General features: G+C 74.4%; 18 protein-coding genes. 13 read left to right on the top strand and 5 right to left on the bottom strand.

The features are described from left to right. Window positions 1–136: 136 nt before the first annotated feature. A complete protein-coding gene (locus CUT83_RS28060) occupies window positions 137–928 on the bottom strand; it encodes a TIGR03089 family protein (protein WP_101258617.1) in 792 nt (263 codons plus the stop codon). Window positions 929–1065: 137 nt separating this feature from the next. Between CUT83_RS28060 and CUT83_RS28055 the strand changes: the two genes are divergently transcribed. The 3 genes from CUT83_RS28055 to CUT83_RS28045 all read left to right on the top strand — a co-directional run bounded on the left by CUT83_RS28055 (window position 1066) and on the right by CUT83_RS28045 (window position 4669). After that, window positions 1066–2409, top strand: a complete 1344-nt coding sequence (locus CUT83_RS28055) for a peptidoglycan recognition protein family protein (protein ID WP_101258616.1) — start codon at window positions 1066–1068, stop codon at window positions 2407–2409. Between the two features lie 156 nt (window positions 2410–2565). Continuing rightward, window positions 2566–3648, top strand: a complete 1083-nt coding sequence (gene manB / locus CUT83_RS28050; RefSeq protein ID WP_101258615.1) for a mannose-1-phosphate guanylyltransferase — start codon at window positions 2566–2568, stop codon at window positions 3646–3648. Between the two features lie 67 nt (window positions 3649–3715). After that, window positions 3716–4669 carry a DNA-3-methyladenine glycosylase family protein gene (locus tag CUT83_RS28045; RefSeq protein WP_101258860.1) on the top strand — a complete coding sequence of 318 codons (954 nt, stop codon included), beginning with the start codon at window positions 3716–3718 and terminating at the stop codon, window positions 4667–4669. Between the two features lie 25 nt (window positions 4670–4694). Here the strand turns inward: CUT83_RS28045 and CUT83_RS28040 are convergent, their stop codons facing one another. Genes CUT83_RS28040 through CUT83_RS28030 form a run of 3 tightly spaced genes read right to left on the bottom strand, consistent with a single transcriptional unit; the run spans window position 4695 to window position 7617 of the window. Then, window positions 4695–6080 (bottom strand): coenzyme F420-0:L-glutamate ligase, encoded by a 1386-nt coding sequence (locus tag CUT83_RS28040; RefSeq protein WP_101258614.1) that lies wholly within the window; start codon window positions 6078–6080, stop codon window positions 4695–4697. Next, window positions 6077–7039 (bottom strand): 2-phospho-L-lactate transferase, encoded by a 963-nt coding sequence (gene cofD, locus CUT83_RS28035; RefSeq protein WP_101258613.1) that lies wholly within the window; start codon window positions 7037–7039, stop codon window positions 6077–6079. The genes CUT83_RS28040 and cofD overlap by 4 nt, the downstream gene beginning before the upstream one ends. Window positions 7040–7083: 44 nt before the next feature. Beyond that, on the bottom strand, window positions 7084–7617 hold the full coding sequence (locus CUT83_RS28030) for a cysteine dioxygenase (protein WP_101258612.1): 534 nt from the start codon (window positions 7615–7617) through the stop codon (window positions 7084–7086). Between the two features lie 811 nt (window positions 7618–8428). Here CUT83_RS28030 and CUT83_RS28020 point away from each other — a divergent pair. The 3 genes from CUT83_RS28020 (at window position 8429) to CUT83_RS28010 (ending at window position 14365) form a co-directional block, all read left to right on the top strand. Continuing rightward, complete coding sequence (locus tag CUT83_RS28020) at window positions 8429–8692, top strand: WhiB family transcriptional regulator (RefSeq protein WP_003950432.1); 264 nt, start codon at window positions 8429–8431, stop codon at window positions 8690–8692. Between the two features lie 382 nt (window positions 8693–9074). After that, a complete protein-coding gene (locus CUT83_RS28015) occupies window positions 9075–12815 on the top strand; it encodes a glycosyltransferase (protein ID WP_101258611.1) in 3741 nt (1246 codons plus the stop codon). Beyond that, on the top strand, window positions 12812–14365 hold the full coding sequence (locus CUT83_RS28010) for a DUF5719 family protein (RefSeq protein ID WP_101258610.1): 1554 nt from the start codon (window positions 12812–12814) through the stop codon (window positions 14363–14365). The genes CUT83_RS28015 and CUT83_RS28010 overlap by 4 nt, the downstream gene beginning before the upstream one ends. A gap of 82 nt (window positions 14366–14447) precedes the next feature. Here CUT83_RS28010 and CUT83_RS28005 read toward each other — a convergent pair whose 3' ends face one another. Beyond that, on the bottom strand, window positions 14448–14927 hold the full coding sequence (locus tag CUT83_RS28005) for a metallopeptidase family protein (RefSeq protein WP_101258609.1): 480 nt from the start codon (window positions 14925–14927) through the stop codon (window positions 14448–14450). A gap of 453 nt (window positions 14928–15380) precedes the next feature. Between CUT83_RS28005 and CUT83_RS28000 the strand changes: the two genes are divergently transcribed. The 7 genes from CUT83_RS28000 to ahcY all read left to right on the top strand — a co-directional run bounded on the left by CUT83_RS28000 (window position 15381) and on the right by ahcY (window position 23167). Beyond that, window positions 15381–15776 carry a DUF3499 domain-containing protein gene (locus tag CUT83_RS28000; RefSeq protein ID WP_237880924.1) on the top strand — a complete coding sequence of 132 codons (396 nt, stop codon included), beginning with the start codon at window positions 15381–15383 and terminating at the stop codon, window positions 15774–15776. A 50-nt stretch (window positions 15777–15826) separates the two neighbouring features. Beyond that, complete coding sequence (locus CUT83_RS27995) at window positions 15827–17185, top strand: phosphomannomutase/phosphoglucomutase (protein WP_101258607.1); 1359 nt, start codon at window positions 15827–15829, stop codon at window positions 17183–17185. Window positions 17186–17439: 254 nt separating this feature from the next. After that, the gene (locus CUT83_RS27990; RefSeq protein ID WP_101258606.1) at window positions 17440–17610 is read left to right on the top strand and encodes a Trm112 family protein; all 171 of its coding nucleotides are present in this window, start codon (window positions 17440–17442) and stop codon (window positions 17608–17610) included. A 34-nt stretch (window positions 17611–17644) separates the two neighbouring features. Continuing rightward, entirely contained in the window at window positions 17645–18817 is a 1173-nt protein-coding gene (locus CUT83_RS27985; RefSeq protein ID WP_101258605.1) for an SIS domain-containing protein, read from the top strand. A 129-nt stretch (window positions 18818–18946) separates the two neighbouring features. Then, a complete protein-coding gene (gene manA / locus CUT83_RS27980) occupies window positions 18947–20155 on the top strand; it encodes a mannose-6-phosphate isomerase, class I (RefSeq protein ID WP_101258604.1) in 1209 nt (402 codons plus the stop codon). 140 nt (window positions 20156–20295) lie between these two features. Next, window positions 20296–21237 (top strand): cation diffusion facilitator family transporter, encoded by a 942-nt coding sequence (locus tag CUT83_RS27975; protein ID WP_101258603.1) that lies wholly within the window; start codon window positions 20296–20298, stop codon window positions 21235–21237. A 415-nt stretch (window positions 21238–21652) separates the two neighbouring features. Beyond that, entirely contained in the window at window positions 21653–23167 is a 1515-nt protein-coding gene (gene ahcY / locus CUT83_RS27970) for an adenosylhomocysteinase (RefSeq protein ID WP_101258602.1), read from the top strand.

Raw genomic sequence — 23167 nt, 5'->3', positions numbered from 1 at the left:
TTCTGTACAGACCTCCGAGAGGGGCCGGTGGTTGTACCGGAGGGAGGGAAAACCTCCGCGCGACCGGAGACCGGGGGGATGTGTTCGGTTGTGGGATGAATGCCGGACCGGGGCGGGCGGGTGCGCCGACGGCGGGTCAGTCGGCCGTGTGGGTGATGCGCTCGCTCCGCCCGCGCTCCTCCAGCCCCGCCGCGTCCAGACGGTCCAGGTGGCGGCAGAGCACGACCGAGCCTCCGGCGGCCAGCGGGGCGAACAGGCCTGCGGACAGCCCCTCCCAGGTGCCGTACGGCAGTCCCGACAGCAGGCGTGCGCCGGGGCCGAGTCCGCGCGCCCCGGCGTCGGCGCGGGCGCGTTCGACGACCTGCGCCCCGGTCAGCTCCTGGCCGCCGACGACCAGTGCGGGCGCGTCCGGGGCGACGGGGGAGAAGGGGGCGAAGTGGTCGCCCTGGCCCGGCACCTCGACGGCGTAGTCGGTGAAGCCCTCGGGCGGCCGGGGGAAACGGCCGCCCAGGGGGCGCAGGCTGAGCGCGATGCGCTCGCCGGTGCAGGCGCGGGCCGCCTCCAGGGTGTCCGGGCCGCTGACGACGAGGTCGGCGGCCGCGGCGAGGGAGGAGGCCGAGTCCGCGCCGGTCGTGTCCGCGGTGTCGGCGGGCAGCTCGGCGACGACTCCGGTGGAGGAGCAGGCCAGCAGCCAGACCGCGGTCTGCCAGTGGGCGGGCAGCAGCAGCGCGAGCCGGTCGCCGGGCTCCGCGGACAGTTCGCCCTGCAGGAGGTTGGCCGTCTTCGCCACCCAATTGGCGAGGGTGGCGACGGAGAGTTCGACGCGCTCGCCGGTGGCGTCGTCGTAGAAGGTCACCAGCGGGCGGGCGGCGTCCGCGGCGAGCGCGGATCGCAGCAGGTCGGCAGGGGTGCGATCGGTGGTGTTCATCGGCGCCAGGGTACGCGGGCCGCCGCCCGGAGGCGGCGGAACGGGGGTGCTTTCGGTGCCCGGTGAGCACAACTCAGGGCGACCGGGCGTCAGCTCCCCGTTAGACAGCCATATCCCCTGTGTCCAATATCAGATTTATGCGTGCATTCATTGCGTCATCGATCGGCGTCGCGTGCGCAGCGGCCGCGGTGCTGCCGCTGACCGTGCCCGGCGGCCTGGCAGGCAGCGCCTCCGCGGCCCCCGCACCCGTCTCCGAGTCCGTGGCGGCCCCCCGGCTGCCCGGCAGCACCCAGTCGCTGCCGCTCGTCCCCCTCACCCCGCCGCCCACGACCACCCCGCCCGGCTCCTCCGACTCGGTGTCCCTCGGCCTCCCGGCCCGCGAGGTCGAACCCTTCTCGCTGCTCGGCGTGGTCTGGGACGACCCGGAGGAGGAGCTGCACGGCCGGATCCAGGTGCGCACCAAGTCCGCGGCCACCGGAGAGTGGTCGTCCTGGCAGGACCTGGAGACCCACGCCGACCGGCCCGACCCCGACTCGGCCGAGTCCCGCGGGGACCAGGTGCGCGGAGCGACGGCACCGCTGTGGGTGGGCGACTCCAACGGCGTACAGGCCCGTGTCCTGCCGGAGGAGGACGCCTCCGGAACGCACCGGCTGCCCGAGGGGCTGCGCCTGGATCTGGTCAACCCCGGCGACGACCCCGCCGCCGGGACCGGGAAGGAGAGCCCCGCGGGCGAGGCGAACTCCGCGCTCGCACCGGCCGGAGCCCTGGAGATCCCGGCCCTGGACCGGCAGGAGGCCGGCGAGGACCTGCTCGCGGTACGGACCCCCGGGCAGGCCGGCCAGGTCGAGCAGACCGAGCAGTTGAAGGCCGGGGCCGACGCCCCCATCGGCCCCCGCCCCGGCATCGTCACCCGCAGAGGGTGGGGGGCCGACGAGCGGCTGCGCGGACCGTTCCTCTACACCAAGACGGTCAAGATGGCCTTCGTCCACCACACGGCGATGAGCAACAACTACTCGTGCGGCCAGTCCGCCTCCATCATCCGGGGCATCTACCGCTACCACGTCCAGAGCAACGGCTGGCGGGACGTGGGCTACAACTTCTTCGTCGACAAGTGCGGGAAGATCTACGAGGGCCGCGCGGGCGGTGTGGCCAACCCTGTGATGGGGGCCCACACCTACGGCTTCAACCACAACAGCACCGGTATCGCCGTCCTCGGCTCGTACAACAGCACCAACCCCTCCGGGGCCGCGGTGAACGCCGTCTCCAAGCTCGTCGCCTGGAAGCTGGGCCTGCACGGCGTCGACCCGCGCGGCACCGCCGCCATGACGTCCGGCGGCGGCAAGTACCGCAAGGGCACCACCGTCAGGCTCCGCACCGTCTCCGGGCACCGGGACGGCTATGTCACCGGCTGCCCGGGCGACCGGCTCTACTCCAGGCTGGGCACCATCAGGGCCACCGCGGCCCGGCTGCAGGGCAGGTAGCGGCAGACAGCGGTGGGCGACTTCGGCCCCGCGCCGTACGCGCCGCCGGCGCGTCCCCGGGTCGGCGGACCGCCGCACCGGGGACCGTGCCGGCCGGGCCGCCTACACTGGCCCGGCCACCAGGCACGGTCCCCAGCAGGAAGCAGAGAAGAACCGGTGACAGAAGCGATCCTCCTCGTCGGGGGCAGGGGAACCCGGCTGCGGCCGCTGACGGTCCACACCCCCAAGCCCATGGTCCCGGCGGCGGGAGTTCCCTTCCTCACCCACCAGTTGGCCCGTGCCCGCGCGGCCGGGGTGGAGCACGTCGTACTCGCCACCTCCTACCTCGCCGAGGTCTTCGAGCCGTACTTCGGCGACGGGTCGGACCTGGGGCTCCACCTGGAGTACGTCACCGAGGAGGAGCCGCTGGGCACCGGCGGGGCCATCCGCAACGTCGCCTCCCGGCTCCACTGCGGCCCCGGCGACCCGGTGCTGGTCTTCAACGGCGACATCCTCACCGGCCTCGACATCCGCACCCTGGTGGAGACCCACACATCCTCCGGCGCCGACGTCTCCCTCCATCTGACGAGGGTCGCGGACCCGCGCGCCTTCGGCCTGGTCCCCACCGACGCCGACGGCCGGGTCACCGCCTTCCTGGAGAAGCCGCAGACTCCCGAGGAGATCGTCACCGACCAGATCAACGCGGGCGCGTACGTCTTCGACCGGTCCGTGATCGACACCATCCCCGCCGGCCGCCCGGTCTCCGTCGAGCGCGAGACCTTCCCCGGGCTGCTCGCCGAAGGCGCCCGGCTGCGGGGCATGGTCGACTCCACCTACTGGCTCGACCTCGGCACCCCGCAGGCCTTCGTCCGCGGCTCGGCCGATCTGGTGCTCGGCCGCGCACCCTCCCCGGCCGTGCCCGGACGCCGCGGCGAGTGGCTGGTGCTGGACGGCGCGGAGGTGGCCCCCGGAGCCAAGCTGTCCGGCGGTACGGCGGTCGGCGCGGGCGCGGTGATCGCTGAGGGGGCCCGGGTGCACGGCAGCACGGTGCTGGACGGCGCCGTCGTCGGGCCGGGCGCCGTGGTGCGCGACTCGCTCATCGGCACGGGGGCGCGCATAGGGGCGCGTACGGTGTTGGAGGGCGCGGTCATCGGAGACGGTGCGGTCGTGGGCGAGGACAACGAACTGCGCGACGGCATCCGGGTGTGGTGCGGCGCCCGCCTGGAGGCGGGCTCGGTCCGCTTCTCCTCCGACCGCTGACCCGGAGCGCCGAACCGTGACCGACTCCGATCCCGACGATCCCGGCAGCCCCGACGGCCCCTGCCCCGTGTCCGGTCCCTGCCCCGGTCCCGCCCCCGCCGTCCGCCGCTGGTCCCCGCCGCGGCCGTTCGGTCCGCACGACCTGCGCCGCAATCTGCGGGTGCTCCGGCGCGGCCCGTACGACCCCGCCTACCGGGTGGCCGGCGGCGCGGTCTGGCGGGCCACTCGCACCCCCCTGGGCCCGGCCACACTGTGCGTCGCGCCGGACGCGGGCGCGGGCGAGGTGGTGGGCGAGGCGTGGGGGCCGGGCGCCGAGTGGATCCTCGACCGCCTCCCGGCGCTGCTCGGCGCCGGCGACGACCCGTCGGCCTTCGTCCCCCGTCACCGGCTCGTGGCGGAGGCGCACCGCCGCCACCCCGGACTGCGGCTGGTGCGCACCGGACTGGTCCTGGAGTCGCTGATCCCCTCGATCCTGGAGCAGAAGGTCACCACGGACGAGGCGTACCGCGCCTGGCGGCTGCTGCTGCGCCGCCACGGCGAGCCCGCGCCGGGCCCGCCCGGCCGGCTGCCGGAGCACATGTACGTGATGCCCGGGCCGCGCACCTGGGCGCTGATCCCCTCCTGGGAGTGGCACCGGGCCGGGGTGGACGACATGCGCTCCTCGGCGATCCTGCGCGCGGTGGCGCGCGCCCGGCGCATGGAGGAGGCCGCGCGCATGGACCCGGCCGCGGCGGTGGCCCGTCTGACGGCGATCCCCGGCATCGGCCCGTGGACGGCGGCCGAGACCCTCCAGCGCGTCAGCGGCGCGGCGGACGCGGTGACGGTCGGCGACCTGCACCTGCCGGGGATCGTGGTCCACGCGCTCACCGGCGAACGCGGCGGTGACGACGCGCGGATGCTGGAACTGCTCGCCCCTTACGCGGGCCAGCGCCACCGCGCCACACGGCTGATCCTGGCCACCGGCCGCACCCCGCCCCGCCGCGCGCCGCGCTTCCCACGCGGTGACATCGCACGCCTGTGACCGCTTCCGCTCCCGAAGCCGCGTGTCAGCGGACGACGGTGAAGTCCTCCGCCGGCCGCGGCGGGCGCGCCTTCGGCGGGGCGGCGGGACGGCCCACGGCCACCGCGCCCATCGGATCCCAGCCGCCGGGCAGGTCCAGCACCTCGCGCACCACGTCGCGGCAGAACATGGTGGACGACACCCACGCCGACCCCAGCCCCTCGCCCGCCAGGGCGACCAGCAGATTCTGCACCCCGGCCCCGGCCGCGACCACGAACATCTCGCGCTCGGCGGCAGAGCGCCGCGCGTCCGGGTAGTCGTGCGCCCCCTCGGTCACCAGGCACGGCACCACCAGATACGGCGCGTTCCGCAGCACGTCCCCGCGCCGGACCCGCTTCGTGACGCTCTCCTCGCTCTTCCCGTCGGCGCGCAGATCGGCGATCCACGCCTCCCGCATGGCGTCCAGCAGCCGGGTGCGCGAGGCGGCCGACTCCAGCAGGACGAAGCGCCACGGCGTCGTGTGGTGCGGCGCCGGGGCCGTGACCGCCGCGGCCACCGCCCGCCGCACCGCCGCACCGTCCACCGGCTCGCCGGTGAACTCCCGCACGGTGCGCCGCAGCGTCACCGCCTCCCGTACGGCCTCGGAGGCGCCCAGGCGGAACATGTCGTCGGCCGCCGCGCGGACCAGCGCCCGGGCTCCGGTCTCCGCGTTCTCCCCGCTCGCCTCGTTCTCCCCGCCCTCGCCGTCGGCCCCCGCCTCGGGGGAGTCCCACAGCACGTGCTGCGGCAGGCCCCGCACCACCGCGACCGGCAGTCCGTCGGCCTTGCCCTTCACCAGCTCCCCGGCCCCGGCCAGTTCGTCGCCGACGGCCGTGACCGTCACGCCCAGCGGGTTGCCGTACATGTCGGTGCCGCCGCGCAGGTCCTGAAGGACCCGGACCCCGGCGGCGCCGATCGCGACATCGGTCTGCCCCGTGCGCCACGGCCGCCCGAAGGTGTCGGTGACCACGACCCCCACCGTCACGCCCAGCAGCTCCCGCAGGCCCGCGCGGATCCGGCGCGCGGAGGCGTCCGGGTCCTCGGGCAGCAGCAGCACCGTCCCGGCCGGGGTGTTGGAGGCGTCCACCCCGGCGGCCGCCATCACGAAGCCGTGCCGGCTCTCGACGATCCGCGCCGGACCGCGCCGGGCGACCACCCGTACGGTCTCGGCGTCGATCGCGGCCTCCCGGTCGGCGGCCTCGACCACCCGTCCCTCGGCCTTGCTGACGATCTTCGACGTCACCACCAGCACGTCGCCGTGGGCCAGACCGGGCAGACCCGGGGCGGTGGCCGCGTCCGCGATCAGCTTCACCAGGTCGTCGCCGGACCGCACCTCGGGAATCCCCGGCAGTGCCCACACCCGGTACGCCGGGGGCGTGTCCGCGCCGGTCACATCCGCACCTCCCCGGCGAGGGCGAGCGCCTCGCGCGCCATCCGGGCGGTGGCCCCGACGTCCGTCATCAGCAGCGGCACGGCCCGGCAGCGGATGCCCGCCGCCTCCACCCCGGGCACCGCGCCGGAGTCGGCGGTGTCCACCAGCCAGCCGTCCAGCAGCCCGGACCCGTAGTGCCCGGCCACCGCCTCGGCCGTGGTCTCCACACCGATGGCGGCCAGCATCCTGTCGGCCATCCCGCGCACCGGGGCGCCCCCGATGACGGGGGACAGGCCGACCACCGGCACCCCGGCGTCGGCGATCGCCTCGCGGATGCCGGGCACGGCGAGGATGGTGCCGATGCTGACCACCGGATTGGACGGCGGGAAGAGGACCACGTCCGCCTCCGCGAGGGCCTCCAGCACGCCCGGAGCCGGCTTGGCCTGCTCGGCGCCCACCGGGATCACCGCCTGCGCGGGCACCGAGGCCCGCAGCCGCACCCAGTACTCCTGGAAGTGCACGGCCTTGCGGCCGCCGTCCTCGGCCTCGATCACCACATGGGTCTCGACCCGGTCGTCGGTCATCGGCAGCAGCCGCACCCCCGGACGCCAGCGCGCGCACAGCGCCTCGGTGACGGCGCTGAGCGGATAGCCGGCGCCGATCATCTGGGTGCGCACGATGTGGGTGGCGAAGTCGCGGTCGCCCAGACCGAACCAGTCGGGGCCGACGCCGTACGCCGCCAGCTCCTCCTTCACGGTGAAGGTCTCGTCCGCGCGGCCCCAGCCCTGCTCCTCGTGGATGCCGCCTCCCAGGGTGTACATCACCGTGTCGAGGTCCGGGCAGACCTTGAGGCCGAACAGGTGGATGTCGTCGCCGGTGTTGCCGACGACCGTGATCTCGGCGTCGGGTGCGGCCTCCTTCAGTCCACGCAGGAAGCGGGCACCACCGATGCCCCCGGCCAGAACCACAATGCGCTGCATGCGGACAGTCTCTCAGTCCGGAGCCGGTCTGCCCGGCCGGGGCGTCAGCCCGGCAGCGGGCTGCGGGGCGCGTCCGGGGCCGGGCTGACGCCCCGCCGCGCCGGAGCGCACGAGACGGCGTGCGGGGCGTGCATCGGCATCTCGGTGAGGCCGGGGAAGTACACGTGCAGGCTGACGGCCGGCTCGAGGGTGTCGTTGACGACCTCGTGGACGTAACCGGGCGCGAACACCCGCTGCGCGCCGGCGCGCAGCGCGCGCTCCCCGCTCGCGGTCCGCTCGGTCAGCTCGCCGTCCAGGACGGTGAGGACCCCGGAGGAGGGGCCGTGGCCGTGCGGTCCGCTGCCCTGGCCCGGCACCCAGCTCAGCAGCCAGACCTCGTAGCCGGGCCCGGTGCGCAGCCGGTGGTACCAGCGGGTGGTGGCGTCGTACCGCACCAGTGGGGCCCATGCGGTGCGGTCGGCGGCGATCGTACGGGCGAGGCCGGCGAACCCGGCGACGGTGGAGGGGTGTTCGGGGACGGGCGGCAGGAGGTGGGGGACGGCGAGCGGGTCGCCGGCGATCTCGACGTCACTGTTCACGGTGGGGAGTTCCTCTGGGGCGCGGTCGGAGCGGGGAAGGGCGGAGCCCGGGGAGGCACCGGGGCCGGGAAGGGGAGGCGGGAGGGAGGAGGGGGCGGAAGACCGCGGCGGAAGGGTGCTCCCGCGCAACCGGCCGGCCACCGCCGGTCCCGGCCGTCCCGGCGACTCGGTGCGCCTCGGAAACGCCGGAGGCCGGTGGACCTCAGGACTCGGGAGACCTCAGAGCCCGGGGAGCCTCGGAACCTCGACCCAGGACCTCAACGACGGCAACAGCGACAGCGGGCCCGGGCAGCGCGAAGGGCCCCGCGGTGGCGGGCCGGGCTGAACGAGCGGATCGCTGGCATGGCACCAAGGAGAACGGGTACATCGTCCCGCTGTCAAACGGCCGTCAACCGGACGGCCCGTTTGGCAGGCGGGTTTCACCACTTCCGGTTGTCGGGGCCGGCGAAAGGTTTATGCGCGCCGGGAGCGGACAAGTGGCGCAACATCCGCACGTACAAACGTCGTTGTGGATCTGTGATCAGAGTGTGATCGAGGTCGCTTCGGAGCGTGGAGGGCAACGCGGCCGGTCTCGGGCGCGTCCTTCCGGACGGGAGGGTCGGTTGGGCGAGATGTCCGATCCGGCTGTCATGGTTTGTGATGATTTAAACACTTAATGCAAGGGTTTGGTTCCGCAGAGTGAATAACGGGCCCAATAGCAGATCTCGGCTTGACTCGCGTGGATGTACACACTTGTAATTTCACTCGTGTCGTTCGGCCGGGATCGATAACGACAGCATCACGGGGACGTAAAGACAGACGAGGGGCGCGCATGACCGAGCTGTTCGAACAACTGCTGGTCGAAGAGGCGGACGAGGAGCTCGGCTGGCAGGAGCGCGCGTTGTGCGCCCAGACCGACCCCGAGTCCTTCTTCCCGGAGAAGGGCGGTTCCACCAGAGAGGCCAAGAAGGTCTGCCTCGCCTGCGAGGTCCGCTCCGAGTGCCTCGAGTACGCCCTCGCCAACGACGAGCGCTTCGGCATCTGGGGCGGCCTGTCGGAGCGTGAGCGCCGCCGCCTGAAGAAGGCCGCCGTCTGACGGACCGGCACCGCCCGTCCCCGCCCTCCCGGCGAAGGCTCGCACAACACCCCGGCCGTGCGGCCGCCTGACGAAGCGGCAGAAGAAGCAGAAGCGGCGGAAGAGGAGACACAGGGAACCGGCGGACGAAACGGCACGGAACGCCGCACGGACCACAGAGCACCCGATCCGCCCCCGCGCACCGCGCGGGGGCGGATCGCTGCGCGGGTATCCACTACCTGGGACCCCGGACGCCGGGGCGCGTACAGCCATTAGTGTGGGGAGCCGTCCACGACGCGGCCGCCGAGCGCACGGCACCCGCGTCCAGCACACTTCCAGCAGTCCGACGCAGCAGCCTTCCGGGGGGCGACCCCCGGACCCCGGCCGGAGGGCCCCTACCCCGATGTCCGTGCACAGTCACCCGGCGGCCCAGTACGAGGCGGCCACAGCAGCGTTCGCCTCACCACGGCCCGAGGCCGACCCCGGCGGGCCGCCGGAGTTCCCCCGGCACGTCGTCACCGCCGTACTCGTCTCCCACGACGGCGAGCGCTGGCTGCCCGACGCCCTGGCCGCGATCACCGGTCAGGAGCGGCCGGTGCAGGACGTGATCGCCGCCGACACCGGCAGCGCCGACGACTCCGCGCGGCTGGTCGCCGAGGCGCTCGGCCCCGACCGCGTACTGCACCTCGCCCGCCGCACCGGCTTCGGCGCGGCGGTCGGCGAGGCGGCCCGCACCGCGCCCGTCCTCGGCCCCGAGGACCTGCCCTACCTGAAGCGGCCCAGCGGCTGGGACCCGGTCACCCGGACCTGGCGCGACGACGCCTACGACATGCCCGAACTGCCCTACGGCGAACCCGTCCAGTGGCTGTGGCTGCTGCACGACGACTGCGCGCCCGCGCCGGACGCCCTCGCCGAGCTGCTCCGCGTCGCCGACGCCGACGAGTCGGCCGCCGTCGTCGGCCCCAAGCTGCGCAGCTGGTACAACCGCCGGCAGTTGCTGGAGGTCGGCGTCTCCATCGCCGACAGCGGCCGGCGCTGGACCGGCCTGGACCGCCGGGAGCAGGACCAGGGCCAGCACGACCAGGTGCGGCAGGTGCTGTCCGTCTCCACCGCCGGCATGCTCATACGGCGCGACGTCTTCGAGCGGCTCGGCGGCTTCGACCGCTACCTGCCGCTGATGCGCGACGACGTGGACCTGTGCTGGCGGGCCCAGGCCGCCGGGTACCGGGTGCTCGTCGCGCCCGACGCCGTCGTCCGGCACGCCGAGGCGTCCTCCCGGGAGAGGCGGCCCATCGACTGCGTCGGGCGCTCGGTCGCCGGCCCGCACCGCGTGGACAAGGCGGGCGCGGTCTACACACTGCTCGTCAACGCCCCGGGAAAGAAGCTGCCCTGGGTCCTGCTGCGCCTGGTCGTCGGCACCCTGCTGAGGATGCTCGCCTATCTGGTCGGCAAGGTGCCCGGGCAGGCGCTCGACGAGTTCAGGGGGCTCATGGGCACCCTCCTGCGCCCCGAACGCGTCCTCGCCGCCCGGCGCAGGCGCGGCAGACCCGCGGTCGCGCACTCGGAGCTGCGCCCCCTCTTCCCGCCCCCGGGCGCGACCGTACGCGCCACCGCCGAGCAGGTGGCGGGCAGTCTCGCCCGGCGCTCCGACCCCGACGCCTCCTCCGGCGCGCGGCACGGCGCCGTCGAGACCGGGCCCGGCGACGACGACGCCGACTTCCTGGAGGTCGAGCAGTTCGCCCGGCTGAAGCGGATCGCCCGCAAGCCGGGGCCCGTGCTCTTCGCCGTGCTCCTCCTGGCCTCCCTGGTCGCCTGCCGCGACCTGCTGGGCGGCGGGGCGCTGGCCGGCGGCGCACTGCTGCCCGCGCCCGGCTCCGCCGCCGAGCTGTGGTCGCGCCACCTGGAGACCTGGCAGCCGGTGGGCACCGGCGCCGCCGAGTCCGCCCCGCCGTACCTGGCGGTCCTCGCCACGCTCGCCACCGTCTTCCTCGGCAGCACCGGATTCACCCTCACCCTGCTGCTGGTCTGCTCGGTGCCGCTGGCCGGACTCACCGCCTACTTCGCCTCCCGGCCGCTGGTCGCCTCCCGGCTGCTGCGCGCCTGGGGCGCGGTCGCCTACGCCTTCCTGCCCGCCGTCACCGGCGCCCTGGCGGGCGGCCGGCTCGGCACCGCCCTGCTCGCGATCGTCCTGCCGCTGATGGCCCGGGCCGCGGTCGCGGCCTCGGGGCTGCGGACGGCCGGGGACGGCCGGCCGGGCTGGCGCCCCGTGTGGGCCCTGACGCTGCTGCTCACCCTCACCACCGCCTTCACCCCCGTCCTCTGGCCGGTCGCCGCCGTACTCGCGGTGACCGTACTGGCCCTGCGGGCCCGGCAGCGCGCCCACACCGGGGCGTACGCGGTCCGCGCCGCCGTACTGCTGGTGGTGCCGATGGTGCTGCTGGCGCCGTGGTCGCTGGAACTGCTCACCAGCCCCTCGGCCTTCCTGCGCGAGGCGGGGCTGCCGTACGGCGAGGGCAGCGCCTCCGCCACCGGACTGCTGACCCTCGACCCCGGCGGACCAGGGACGGTGGGCGGGATGCTCTTCGCCGGCGTCGTGCTCGCCGCCCTCGCCGCGCTGCTGCGCTCCGAGCGGCGCACCGCGATCCTGGCCGCCTGGGCCACCGCCCTGACCGGCCTGCTCTTCGCCGCGCTCACCGGCGGCTCCGGCTGGGCCGGACCCGCCACCCTCGTCTACGGCCTGGGCCTGCTGGCCGCGGCCGTGCTCGGCGCCGAGGGCGCACGCGGCCGGGTCGCGGCCCAGAGCTTCGGCTGGCGGCAGCCGGTCGCGGCCCTGATCGGCCTCGCGGCCGCCGTGGCGCCCCTGGTGGCCGCCGCCGTCTGGACGGCGGCCGGCGCCGACGGACCGCTGTCGCGGCGCAGCCCGGTGCAGGTCCCGGCGTTCGTCGCCGAGGAGAGCGGCACCCGGGACCGGCCGCGCACCCTCGTCCTCGACGGGGACACCGGCGCCGGGAACGCAGCGAACGCCGGAAACAGCACCTCGTCCGCGGCGGCCCGGGTCTCGTACACCCTCGTCCGCGGCTCCGGCGCCCGGCTGGGCGACGGTGACACGGCCCGCGAGGCCGGGAGCGACCGGCGGCTGGACGGGATCGTCGCCAATCTGGTCGCGGGCTCCGGCGCCGACCAGGCCGAGCAGCTCAGCGGCTACGCCGTCCGCTACGTCCTGGTGCGCGACGGCGCCCCCCGCGAGATGAGCGCGGTGCTGGACGCGACACCGGGCCTGTCCCGGCTCAGCCAGGAGGACGGCAGCGCGCTGTGGCGGGTGGACGCCCAGGTCGCCCGGATCACCGTCGTCCCCCCGGAGGGGAAGGACGGCGCGGCGGCCGAACCGGTGACCGTCGCGGCCGGGCCGGTCGAGGCGCGCGCCGACGTCCCCGCCGGACCCGCCGGGCGGGTGCTGCGGATCGCCGACACCGCCGACCCCGGCTGGCGGGCCACGCTGGACGGGCGTCCGCTGAAGCCCGTCACCGTGGACGGCTGGGCGCAGGGCTTCGAACTGCCCGCGCAGGGCGGCCGGCTGGAGCTGGTCCACGAGACTCCCGTGACGCACACCGCATGGGTGTGGGCGCAGGGCTTCCTGATGCTGGTGGTGCTGGTCATGGCGCTGCCGGGACGCCGCCGGGAGATCGACGACGACCTGCCCGAGGCGGCCGAGACGGTACCCGCCCAGCCGGTGGAGGGCGAGGGCCGGCGGGCCCGCAGGCTGCGCGCGGCGCAGGAGGCGGCGGACGGTCCGCCGCCGGGGGCCGAGCCGGGGGCCGAGCCGGAACCGGCACCCGGACCGGAGTACGAGCCGGCCCCGCAGCCCCAGCCCTCGTACGCGCAGCAGCAGGGCTGGGACGGCTGGGACGGGCAGCGGTACGAGCAGTACGCCGGCCAGGGCGACCCGTACGCGCAGGGCGGGCGGCCTCCGCAGGGCGACTCGTACGGCGACACATACGACGGCGGCCCGCACGGCGGCGCGTACGGCGACACATACGACGGCGGCCCGCACGGCGGCGCGTACGGCGACACGTACGACGGCGGCGCGTACGGCCACGGCGCCCAGGACGGCACGACGTACGGCGACAGGAGCGACCGCGCATGAACCGCACCGCCAACCCCCTGATCGGCGTGGTCGCCGCGCTGGCCGCCGTCACCGGTCTCGCGGCGCTGACCGCCCCCTCCGGCGAGCCCGCGGCCGGTCCCGCCGCCGCCCGGCTCCCCGTGGAACGCTCCACACTGGTGTGCCCGCAGCCGGCCTCCTCGGAGGTGGGCGAGACCACGTACACGGCCTACACCCCCAAGGGCGACACCGAGCGGAAGGGGAGCGCGGGGAGCGGGGCCGGACTGCTGCCGGCCGGGAGCACCCTGGAAGGCGGCGGCCGCGGCGGCGAGGACGGGAAGGACGGAAAGGACGGAAAGGGGGCCGACGGGCCCGACCCCGTCGTCCCCCTGGAGAAGCCCGGCGTCCCGGTCACCACCGAGGCGGACAGCAGCGGCTCGCCCGCGCTGACCGGCTCGGCCGACGGAAGCCTCGCCCCCGGCTGGACGGTCCAGCAGACCACCCTCGTCACCGCGGGCACCGGCCGCGGGCTGCTGGGCGTGTCCTGCACCGTACCCGGCACCGAGTTCTGGTTCCCCGGCGCGAGCACCGCGAAGTCGCGCCACGACTACATCCACCTGACCAACCCCGACGACGCCCCGGCCGTGGTCGACCTGGAGCTGTACGGCAAGGACGGCTCGGTGAAGACCGAGAGCGGCGAGGGCCTCAACGTCCCCGGCCGCTCCACGGTCCCCGTGCTGCTCTCCACGCTCTCGCGCGAGCCGGTCACCAACGTGGTCCTGCACGTGGTGGCGCGCAGCGGACGGATCGGGGCCCAGGTGCAGTCGCTCGACGAGAAGCTCGGCGGCGACTGGCTGGCGGCCTCCGCCGAATCCCGCGGCTCCCTGGTCCTGCCGGGCATTCCGGCCGACGCCACCGCCGTACGCCTGGTCGCCTTCGCGCCCGGTGAGAAGGACGTGGACCTGAAGGTGCGGCTGGCCACCCCCACCGGCGCCATCACCCCCGCCGGCCAGGAGACCCTCCACGTCAGGAGCGGCACGACCGTCGCCGTCGACCTCGGCGACGTGACCAGGGGCGAGCCGGGTTCGCTGATCCTCTCCCCGGCCGAGGAGGGCGGCGGCGCCCGGGTCGTGGCGGCGCTGCGCGTGCTGCGCGGCGAGGGGGCACGGCAGGAGACGGCGTTCGTCCCCGCCACCGGCCCTGTCCGGGAGCGGGCGTCCGCGGCCGGGAGCGACGCGGGAGCGAGGAGCGGCGAGGACGGCGGTACGGTCCTGTCGCTGGTCGCCCCGGAGAAGGCCGCCAAGGTGCGGGTGACCGCGTCGGCGGGCAGCGGCGGCGGCGAACCGGTCAGCAAGACGTTCGACCTCAAGGCCGGCACCACCACGGCCGTCGACGACCTGCGGCCCGAGGGCGGGAAGGGGCGTTACGCGCTCACCGTCGAGCGGCTGTCGGGCGGGACGGTGTACGCGGCCCGGACGCTGTCCCTGGAGGACGACGGCATCCCGATGTTCACCGTGCAGACGCTCCCGGACGACCGGGGGACGGTGGCGGTGCCACGGGCCGGGCAGGATTTGTCGGTACTCGTCGACTGAGCGGGCCTACGGCGAAAAGGGCCCGGGTGGCGCCCCCGGAGAACGGGGGCGCCACCCGGGCCCGTTCCGCTCCCGGCCGTCCTCAGTCCTGCCCGTAGCGCGGGTCGATCGACTCCGGGGCCAGCCCGAGGAGTTCGGCGACCTGCTCGACGACCACCTCGTGGACGAGCAGCGCCCGGTCGTCGCGCGTCCTGGCGCGCAGCTCGATGGGCCGCCGGTAGACGACGATGCGGTCGGGGCGGCCGTCCCGCGCGGCCGCGTACCGGCCGAGCGGCACGCTGTCCGGTCCGCCGAGCCAGCCGTCGATCCAGCTGTCGGGCCCGCTCCCGCCCCCCGGCGCGGTCGGCGGCACCTCCTGCACCACGAACTCCACCCCGGACAGCTGCGGCCACTGCCTCTCCAGCCGGTCGGCGGAGTCGCGCACCAGGTCGTCGAAGGCGTCGGCGCGGCTCATGGCGAGCGGCACCTGGGGCGGCGCGATGGGGCCGCGCATGCCGCGTCCATGGCGATCCCGGCGACGCGGTCGCGGATCGGGCCGGCGGGGCGGTACGGGGTTGCTCATCACCTTGAGAGTAGCCGTCCGGAGGGCGCCGGGGAGCGGGGACGACGCGACCCCGCACTTTCCGTGACGCGCCTCCCGCACCGCCGGACGCGGCCGCGCGCCGTCGCCCGCGGTCCGCGCGCCGTCCCGCGCTCCCCGGGGCACGGGACGGCGTTCACCACCGGCCGCCGGAAACCGACCGGTTCCGTTCTCCACGTTTTCCCACGGTCTTTTCCACGGTCCCGTTTCGGACAACTCCCCGATCGATGATCGCTCCTCGATGACGGAATCCGAACGAAGGGGTAACGGTGCCTATGTCCGGCTTCCGTCCCGCCGCCAACCGGACTTTTCCGGCCCGTGCCAGGTCAGCCGGTCCGCCGCCGCCTCGCGGGATCCCGGTGGGCCGGCACGACACAACAGGGTGACCTCCCGGAGAGTCGTCGCGGCCCGCTCAAGAGTGCGGTACCGTCCAACATCGTGAGCCCTGTACGTCGCTGTTCGCGCACCGCGTGCGGCCGCCCTGCCGTGGCGACGCTGACGTACGTCTACGCGGACTCGACGGCCGTCCTCGGCCCCCTCGCCACCTACGCCGAGCCCCACTGCTACGACCTGTGCTCGGAGCACTCGGAACGGCTGACCGCCCCGCGCGGCTGGGAGGTCGTCCGCCTCGCCGTGGACGCGGGCCCCGCCCGCCCCAGCGGCGACGACCTCGAAGCCCTGGCCAACGCCGTTCGCGAGGCCGCCCGCACCCCGCAGCGCAGGAAGCCCGCCCCCACCGAGCAGCCCGGCTCCGGCGGTGTGCGCGAGACGGATCTGATGGAGGTGGCTCGACGTGGCCACCTGCGGGTACTGCGGTCCCCCGAGAACTGATCGCCCCGTTACATTTGGGGCGTCGCCAGATACTCCAGAAGGGGTGGACCGTGCCTGACCTGTCACACATCGTGAAGGCGTACGACGTACGTGGTGTGGTGCCCGACCAGTGGGACGAACCCCTAGCCGAACTGTTCGGCGCGGCGTTCGCGACGGTCACGGGCGCGAGCGCGATCGTGGTCGGACACGACATGCGCCCCTCCTCACCGGGCCTGTCGCGTGCCTTCGCCCGGGGAGCGGCCGCCCGAGGCGCCGACGTCACCGAGATCGGCCTGTGCTCCACCGACCAGCTCTACTTCGCCAGCGGCCGGTTCGGCCTGCCCGGCGCGATGTTCACCGCCAGCCACAACCCCGCCCGGTACAACGGCATCAAGATGTGCCGGGCCGGCGCCGCCCCCGTCGGCCAGGACACCGGCCTGGCCGACATCCGCGCGCTGGTGGAGGAGTGGGCCGCCGCCGGGGCCCCCGAGCCGGCGGAGAAGCCGGGGACGATCACGCAGCGGGACGTGCTGGCCGACTACGCCGCCCATCTGCGCTCGCTGGTCGACCTCACCGCCGTCCGCCCGCTGAAGGTCGTCGTCGACGCGGGCAACGGCATGGGCGGCCACACCGTCCCCACCGTCCTCGACGGCCTGCCCGTCGAGCTGGACGCGATGTACTTCGAACTCGACGGCACCTTCCCCAACCATGAGGCCAACCCGCTGGATCCGGCCAACATCGTCGACCTCCAGGCCCGGGTGCGGGAGACCGGCGCCGACATCGGCCTGGCCTTCGACGGCGACGCCGACCGCTGCTTCGTCGTCGACGAGCGAGGCGAGCCCGTCTCCCCGTCGGCGATCACCGCCCTGGTCGCGGAGCGCGAGCTGGCCAAGCACCCCGGCTCCACCGTGATCCACAACTGCATCACCTCCTGGTCCGTCCCCGAGGTCGTCAAGGAGGCCGGCGGCACCCCGGTGCGCACCCGGGTGGGCCACTCCTTCATCAAGGAGGAGATGGCGCGCACCGGCGCGGTCTTCGGCGGCGAGCACTCGGCGCACTACTACTTCCGCGACTTCTGGAACGCCGACACCGGCATGCTCGCCGCCCTCCACGTCCTGGCCGCGCTCGGCGGACAGGGGGGCACCCTGTCGGAACTGGTCGCCCGGTACGACCGCTACGCCGCCTCCGGCGAGATCAACAGCACCGTCGAGGACCAGGCCGGGCGCGCCGCCGCGGTGAAGGCCGCCTACTCCGGCCGCGAGGGCCTGACGCTGGACGAGCTGGACGGCCTGACGGTCACGGCGCCGGACTGGTGGTTCAACCTCCGCCCCTCCAACACCGAGCCGCTGCTGCGCCTGAACGTCGAGGCGCGTGACGCGGAGACGGCCGCCAGGGTCCGCGACGAGGTGCTGGCGATCGTCCGCGCCTGACGGCCGGCCCGCCGGACACCGCACGGCGGCGCCGGGACCGGCCACCGGTTCCGGCGCCACCGCGCGGCCCGTGGCGCCACCGCGCGGCCCGTGGCGCCACCGCGCGGCCCGTGGCGGCGGGCCGGCCCGAGGGGCCGCCGCCACGGCACCCGCCGACGGAGAGCGGCCTCCCGGCGGTACGCTGACCGCACGACAGCACCATGCACGACAGCACCACGAAGCAGCACAGCACACGCCCCGAAGGGACGCACCCCATGCCGCTCGAAGCCGGTCTCCTGGAGATCCTCGCCTGCCCGGCGTGCCACTCCCCCCTCCACGAGGAGGGCGACGAACTGGTCTGCGAGGGCAGCGGGTGCGAACTGGCGTACCCCGTCCGGGACGGCATCCCCGTCCTCCTCGTCGACGAGGCACGCCGTCCCGCCTGAGCACGACCGCCCCCGGCGACCGGAGAGGCCGCACATGCTGGACGAGACCCTGCTCGACGCCCCCGACGCCCTGGCCGGAGCCGACACCCACGGCCTGCTGCGCGGGGCCGCCGCCTCCGGCGCCCGCGCCCGTACGGCCCTGCGGCACGCCACCGAGGCGGGACTGACCGAACTGCGTCCCGACGGCCGCCCCCGCGCCGTCCTCGTCGCGGGCACCGGACCGGCCGTCGCCTGCGTCGCCGACCTCCTCGCGGCCTTCGGCAACGGAGCCGTACCCGTCACCCTGCTCCACCCCGCGGGCTCCCTCCCCGACCCCGGCGCACTGCGCTGGACGCTGCCGGGCTGGGCCGGTCCGCTGGACCTGCTGCTGCTCGCCACCCCGGACGGCCACGAGGGCGGCCTGACCGCACTCGCCGAGCAGGCGTACCGCCGGGGCTGCACCGTCGTCTCCGTCAGCCCCGCCCCCGCCCCGCTGGCCGAGGCGACCATCCAGGCCCGCGGCCTGGCCGTACCGCTGGCCGAGATGCCCGGCGAACACTACGAGGGCCCCGACCCGCGTGACGCCTACGAGCGGCAGCCCCCGGCCCCGCCCGCCGCCCCCGGCCTCCTGTGGGCGCTGCTCACCCCGCTCCTGGCCCTGGCCGACCGGCTCGGCCTGGCCGCCGCCGGCCCCGAAGGGCTGGCCGCGCTCGCCGACCGCCTCGACCAGGTCGCCGAGCGGTGCGGCCCCGCCGCCGCCACCTACGGCAACCCCGCCAAGACCCTGGCCGCGGAGCTCTCCGACGCGCTGCCGCTGCTGTGGAGCGAGGGCACCGTCGCGGCCGCCGCCGCCCGCCACTTCGCCACCACCCTCACCTCGCTCGCCGGCCGCCCGGTGCTGGCCGCCCTCCTTCCGGAGGCGCTCACCGCACACGGCGCGCTGCTGACCGGCTCCTTCGCGGGAGCGGAGGACACCGACGACTTCTTCCGGGACAGGGTGGAGGAGCCCGAGGCGATGCGTGCCCGGATCGTCCTGCTGCGCGAGGGCCCTCCGGCCGCCCACTCCGCCGCCGTCGCCGCCCGCGACCTGGCGTACGGGCACGGCACCCCGGTCAGCGAGCTGGAGCCGGCCGAGGGCAGCACCCCGCTCGAAGCCACCGCCGAACTGCTGGCCACCGTGGACTTCGCCGCCGTCTACCTCGCGCTCGCCGGCGGCGAGCGGCGCTGACGGAGTCACCCGAGCCGCCGGAACGGCCGGAGTCGTCGGAACAGTCGGAACAGTCGGAGTCGTCGGAGCCCGGACGACGAGGCCCGGGCCCGGAACCAAGGACCCTAGAACCCAAGGACACCATCCCGCATGGACCTCCTCACCAACACCGTGCGCCCCTACGCCTGGGGCTCCACCACCGCCATCCCCGAACTGCTCGGCACCGAGCCCACCGGCGAGCCGCAGGCCGAGCTGTGGATGGGGGCCCACCCCGGCGCGCCGTCGCTGATCGACCGCGGAGGCGGGACACCCCTGTCGGAGGCGATCGCGGCCGACCCCGAGGGCGAACTGGGCCCGGCGGTCATCGAGGCGTTCGGACCGCGGCTGCCGTTCCTGCTCAAGGTGCTGGCGGCCGCCTCCCCGCTCTCCCTCCAGGTACACCCCGACCTCACCCAGGCCAGGGAGGGCTTCGCCGACGAGGAGGAGCGCGGCATCCCGGCCGACGCCCCGCACCGCAACTACAAGGACGCCAACCACAAGCCCGAACTCGTCTGCGCCCTCACGCCCTTCACCGGCCTGTGCGGCTTCCGCGCCCCCGCCCGGACCGCCGACCTGCTGGAGGCCCTGGACGTCGGCGGCCTCAAGCCGTACGCGGACATCCTGCGCGCCCGGCCCGAGGACGAGGCGCTGAGCGAGGTGCTGACCGCCGTGCTCTCCGCCGACCGGGAGGCGATCGCCGAGACCGTCGCGGCGGCCGCCGCGACGGCGCGGCGACTGGCGGCCGGGGAAGGGCCGTACGCCCGGGAGTACGCCGCCTACGCCGGCATCGCAGGCCACTACCCCGGCGACCCGGGCGTCCTGGCCGCGATGCTGCTCAACGTCGTGCACCTGGAACCCGGTGAAGCCCTCTACCTCGGCGCCGGCGTCCCGCACGCCTACCTCGGCGGCCTGGGCGTGGAGCTGATGGCCAACTCCGACAACGTGCTGCGCTGCGGTCTGACCCCCAAGCACGTGGACGTCCCCGAACTGCTGCGCGTCGTCCGCTTCGAGCCGATGGCGCCCGAGGTGCTGCGGCCGCGCACCACATCCGCGGGCGAGGAGGTGTACGCGGCGCCCGTCGACGAGTTCCGGCTCTCCCGGTACGTTCTTGCGCCCGGGGCCGAGCCGCACGACCTGGACGACCGAACCCCCCAGATCCTGCTGTGTACGGAAGGGGAGATCCTCCTGCGGGAGGTGACCGCGGGCGGTGCGGGCGGCGAACTCGTCCTCCCCCGGGGCCGGTCGGCCTTCGTACGGGCGGGCGAGCGCGTCGCGGTCCTCGGCAGCGGTACTCTCTTCCGCGCGACCGTGGCCGTATGACCGCGATGTGACCGCACCACCGCACCACCGCACCACCGTGCCGCGAGGCCCGGGAGCCGCAGGGAAACGAGCCCCGCACCGGCCCCCGGGCCCGGCCGCGCGAACAAACCCTGCCGTCTTCCCAGGAGAGCCGACCTTCCATGAGTGCATCAGGCGGAACCAAGGCGATCGTCGCCGCACTGGGCGCCAACCTGTCCATCGCCGTGGCCAAGTTCGTGGCGTTCGCCTTCAGCGGCTCCTCGTCGATGCTCGCGGAGGGCGTCCACTCCGTCGCCGACTCGGGCAACCAGGCGCTGCTGCTGCTCGGCCACAAGAAGGCGAAGAGGAAGGCGAGCGAGGAGCACCCCTTCGGATACGGGCGCGAGCGCTACATCTACTCCTTCCTCGTGGCCATCGTCCTGTTCTCGGTCGGCGGCCTCTTCGCCCTCTACGAGGGCTACGAGAAGATCAGGCACCCGCACGAACTCTCCCACTGGTACTGGCCGGTGGGCGTCCTGGTCTTCGCGATCATCGCCGAGATCTTCTCCTTCCGGACCGCGATCAAGGAGTCCAACGAGATCCGCGGCACGCAGTCCTGGACGGCGTTCGTCCGGCGGGCCAAGGCACCCGAACTGCCGGTCGTGCTCCTGGAGGACCTCGGCGCCCTGGTCGGTCTCATCCTGGCCCTGGCCGGCGTCGGCCTGGCGCTCCTGACCGGCGACCCGGTCTGGGACGGCATCGGCACCATCTGCATCGGTGTGCTGCTCGTCGTCATCGCGATCGTCCTCGCCGTGGAGACCAAGTCCCTGCTGCTGGGCGAGTCCGCCGACCCGGAGGCGCTCGGGAAGATCCGTGAGGCGATTGTCGACGGCGAGCGGGTCACCCGGATCATCCACATGCGCACGCTCCACCTCGGCCCGGACGAGCTGCTGGTCGCCGCCAAGATCGCGGTGGAGAGCCACGAGTCGGCGGCCGAGGTCGCCCGCGCGATCGACGAGGCCGAGCACCGCATCCGCACGGCGGTCCCGATCGCCCGTGTGATCTACCTGGAGCCGGACATATACCGGGGGAGCGAGACGGAGGAAGCCGCCAAGACCCTCTGAGCGGCGGTACGGCGACGCCGGTACGGCGAGCGGCCCGGGACGAGATCCGTCGTCCCGGGCCGCTCGCCGTACCGCGGCCGCGCCCGCCCCCATGGCCGGAATCCCACGGTGCCGCCCCGTGCCCGCAACCCTGCCCCGTCCCTGTCCCGCCCGGGCGGCGCACCGAACGTGTAGCCTCGGGAAGGCACAGACGTCGCTGCTGATGGCGGTCGGGCGGCCAACACGGGCCGGCCGAGGGAGAGAGGGCCTCCGACGGACTGCGCTGCGGCCAGGGGACACGTACGTTCGTATGGTGCGTACGGTGACGACGGCACACGACGGCGGACCGCCGGAGTGCCCGTCTCCCGCACGCCTGCCCGCTGCCGCAGACCAGCCAGCCGTACCACCTCGACCGATTCCGAGGAGCAGCTCTCATATGACGACGACCGACGCGTCCACCGGCGCATCGACCGACGCGACCGCCACTTCGACCGGCGCTTCGACCGGCACAGCACGGGACTTCAAGGTGGCGGATCTGTCCCTGGCGGCGTTCGGCCGCAAGGAGATCACGCTGGCCGAGCACGAGATGCCCGGTCTGATGGCCATCCGCCGCGAGTACGCCGCCGCCCGGCCGCTGGCCGGGGCGCGGATCACCGGGTCGCTGCACATGACGGTGCAGACGGCCGTGCTGATCGAGACGCTGGTGGCGCTGGGCGCGCGGGTGCGCTGGGCGTCCTGCAACATCTTCTCCACCCAGGACCATGCCGCCGCCGCGGTCGCGGTCGGTCCCGGTGGCACTCCCGAGGATCCGCGGGGGGTGCCGGTCTTCGCCTGGAAGGGCGAGAGCCTTCAGGAGTACTGGTGGTGCACCGAGCAGGCGCTGACCTGGCCGGGCGAGCCCACCGGCGGGCCGAACATGATTCTGGACGACGGCGGGGACGCCACGCTGCTGGTGCACAAGGGCGTGGAGTACGAGAAGGCCGGCGCGGTGCCGGACGTCTCCACGGCCGAGTCCGAGGAGCACGCGGTCATCCTGGGCCTGCTGGCCCGCACCCTGGCCGAGCAGCCGGGCAAGTGGACGGCGCTGGCCTCGGAGATCCGGGGGGTGACGGAGGAGACCACCACCGGGGTGCACCGGCTGTACGAGATGCAGCGCGACGGCGTGCTGCTCTTCCCGGCGATCAACGTCAACGACTCGGTGACGAAGTCGAAGTTCGACAACAAGTACGGCTGCCGCCACTCGCTGATCGACGGGATCAACCGGGCCACCGACACCCTGATCGGCGGCAAGGTGGCCGTGGTGTGCGGTTACGGGGACGTGGGCAAGGGGTGCGCGGAGTCGCTGCGCGGGCAGGGCGCGCGGGTGATCGTCACCGAGATCGACCCGATCTGCGCGCTGCAGGCGGCGATGGACGGCTATCAGGTCGCCACGCTGGAGGATGTGGTGGAGAGTGCGGACATCTTCGTGACCACCACCGGCAACAAGGACATCATTCTGGCCTCCCACATGGCGCGGATGAAGCACCAGGCGATCGTGGGCAACATCGGCCACTTCGACAACGAGATCGACATGGCCGGTCTGGCGGCGATCCCCGGGATCGTCAGGGACGAGGTCAAGCCGCAGGTGCACACCTGGACCTTCCCGGACGGGAAGGCGATCATCGTGCTGTCCGAGGGGCGGCTGCTGAACCTGGGCAACGCCACCGGGCATCCGTCGTTCGTGATGTCGAACTCCTTCGCCAACCAGACGATCGCCCAGATCGAGTTGTTCACCAAGCCGGATGCCTATCCGGTGGGGGTGTATGTGCTGCCCAAGCATCTGGACGAGAAGGTCGCCCGGCTGCATCTGGAGGCGCTGGGGGCGAGGCTGACCGTGCTGAGTCCGGAGCAGGCGGCCTACATCGGGGTGCCGGTGGAGGGTCCGTACAAGCCCGACCACTACCGCTACTGA

This window comes from Streptomyces barkulensis, from assembly GCF_002843305.1.
Classification (GTDB): domain Bacteria; phylum Actinomycetota; class Actinomycetes; order Streptomycetales; family Streptomycetaceae; genus Streptomyces; species Streptomyces barkulensis.
The sequence above is the reverse complement of the archived record's forward strand: the minus strand, read 5'-3'. Positions and strand labels throughout refer to the sequence as shown.

Coding starts and splice junctions, on each gene's coding strand:
- CUT83_RS28010 (WP_101258610.1), top strand. CDS start 12,812: ATGAACCGCACCGCCAACCCCCTGATCGGCGTGGTCGCCGCGCTGGCC.
- cofD (WP_101258613.1), bottom strand. CDS start 7,039: ATGCAGCGCATTGTGGTTCTGGCCGGGGGCATCGGTGGTGCCCGCTTC.
- CUT83_RS27975 (WP_101258603.1), top strand. CDS start 20,296: ATGAGTGCATCAGGCGGAACCAAGGCGATCGTCGCCGCACTGGGCGCC.
- CUT83_RS27990 (WP_101258606.1), top strand. CDS start 17,440: ATGCCGCTCGAAGCCGGTCTCCTGGAGATCCTCGCCTGCCCGGCGTGC.
- CUT83_RS28060 (WP_101258617.1), bottom strand. CDS start 928: ATGAACACCACCGATCGCACCCCTGCCGACCTGCTGCGATCCGCGCTC.
- manA (WP_101258604.1), top strand. CDS start 18,947: ATGGACCTCCTCACCAACACCGTGCGCCCCTACGCCTGGGGCTCCACC.
- ahcY (WP_101258602.1), top strand. CDS start 21,653: ATGACGACGACCGACGCGTCCACCGGCGCATCGACCGACGCGACCGCC.
- CUT83_RS28015 (WP_101258611.1), top strand. CDS start 9,075: ATGTCCGTGCACAGTCACCCGGCGGCCCAGTACGAGGCGGCCACAGCA.
- CUT83_RS28005 (WP_101258609.1), bottom strand. CDS start 14,927: ATGAGCAACCCCGTACCGCCCCGCCGGCCCGATCCGCGACCGCGTCGC.
- CUT83_RS27985 (WP_101258605.1), top strand. CDS start 17,645: ATGCTGGACGAGACCCTGCTCGACGCCCCCGACGCCCTGGCCGGAGCC.
- CUT83_RS28055 (WP_101258616.1), top strand. CDS start 1,066: ATGCGTGCATTCATTGCGTCATCGATCGGCGTCGCGTGCGCAGCGGCC.
- CUT83_RS28020 (WP_003950432.1), top strand. CDS start 8,429: ATGACCGAGCTGTTCGAACAACTGCTGGTCGAAGAGGCGGACGAGGAG.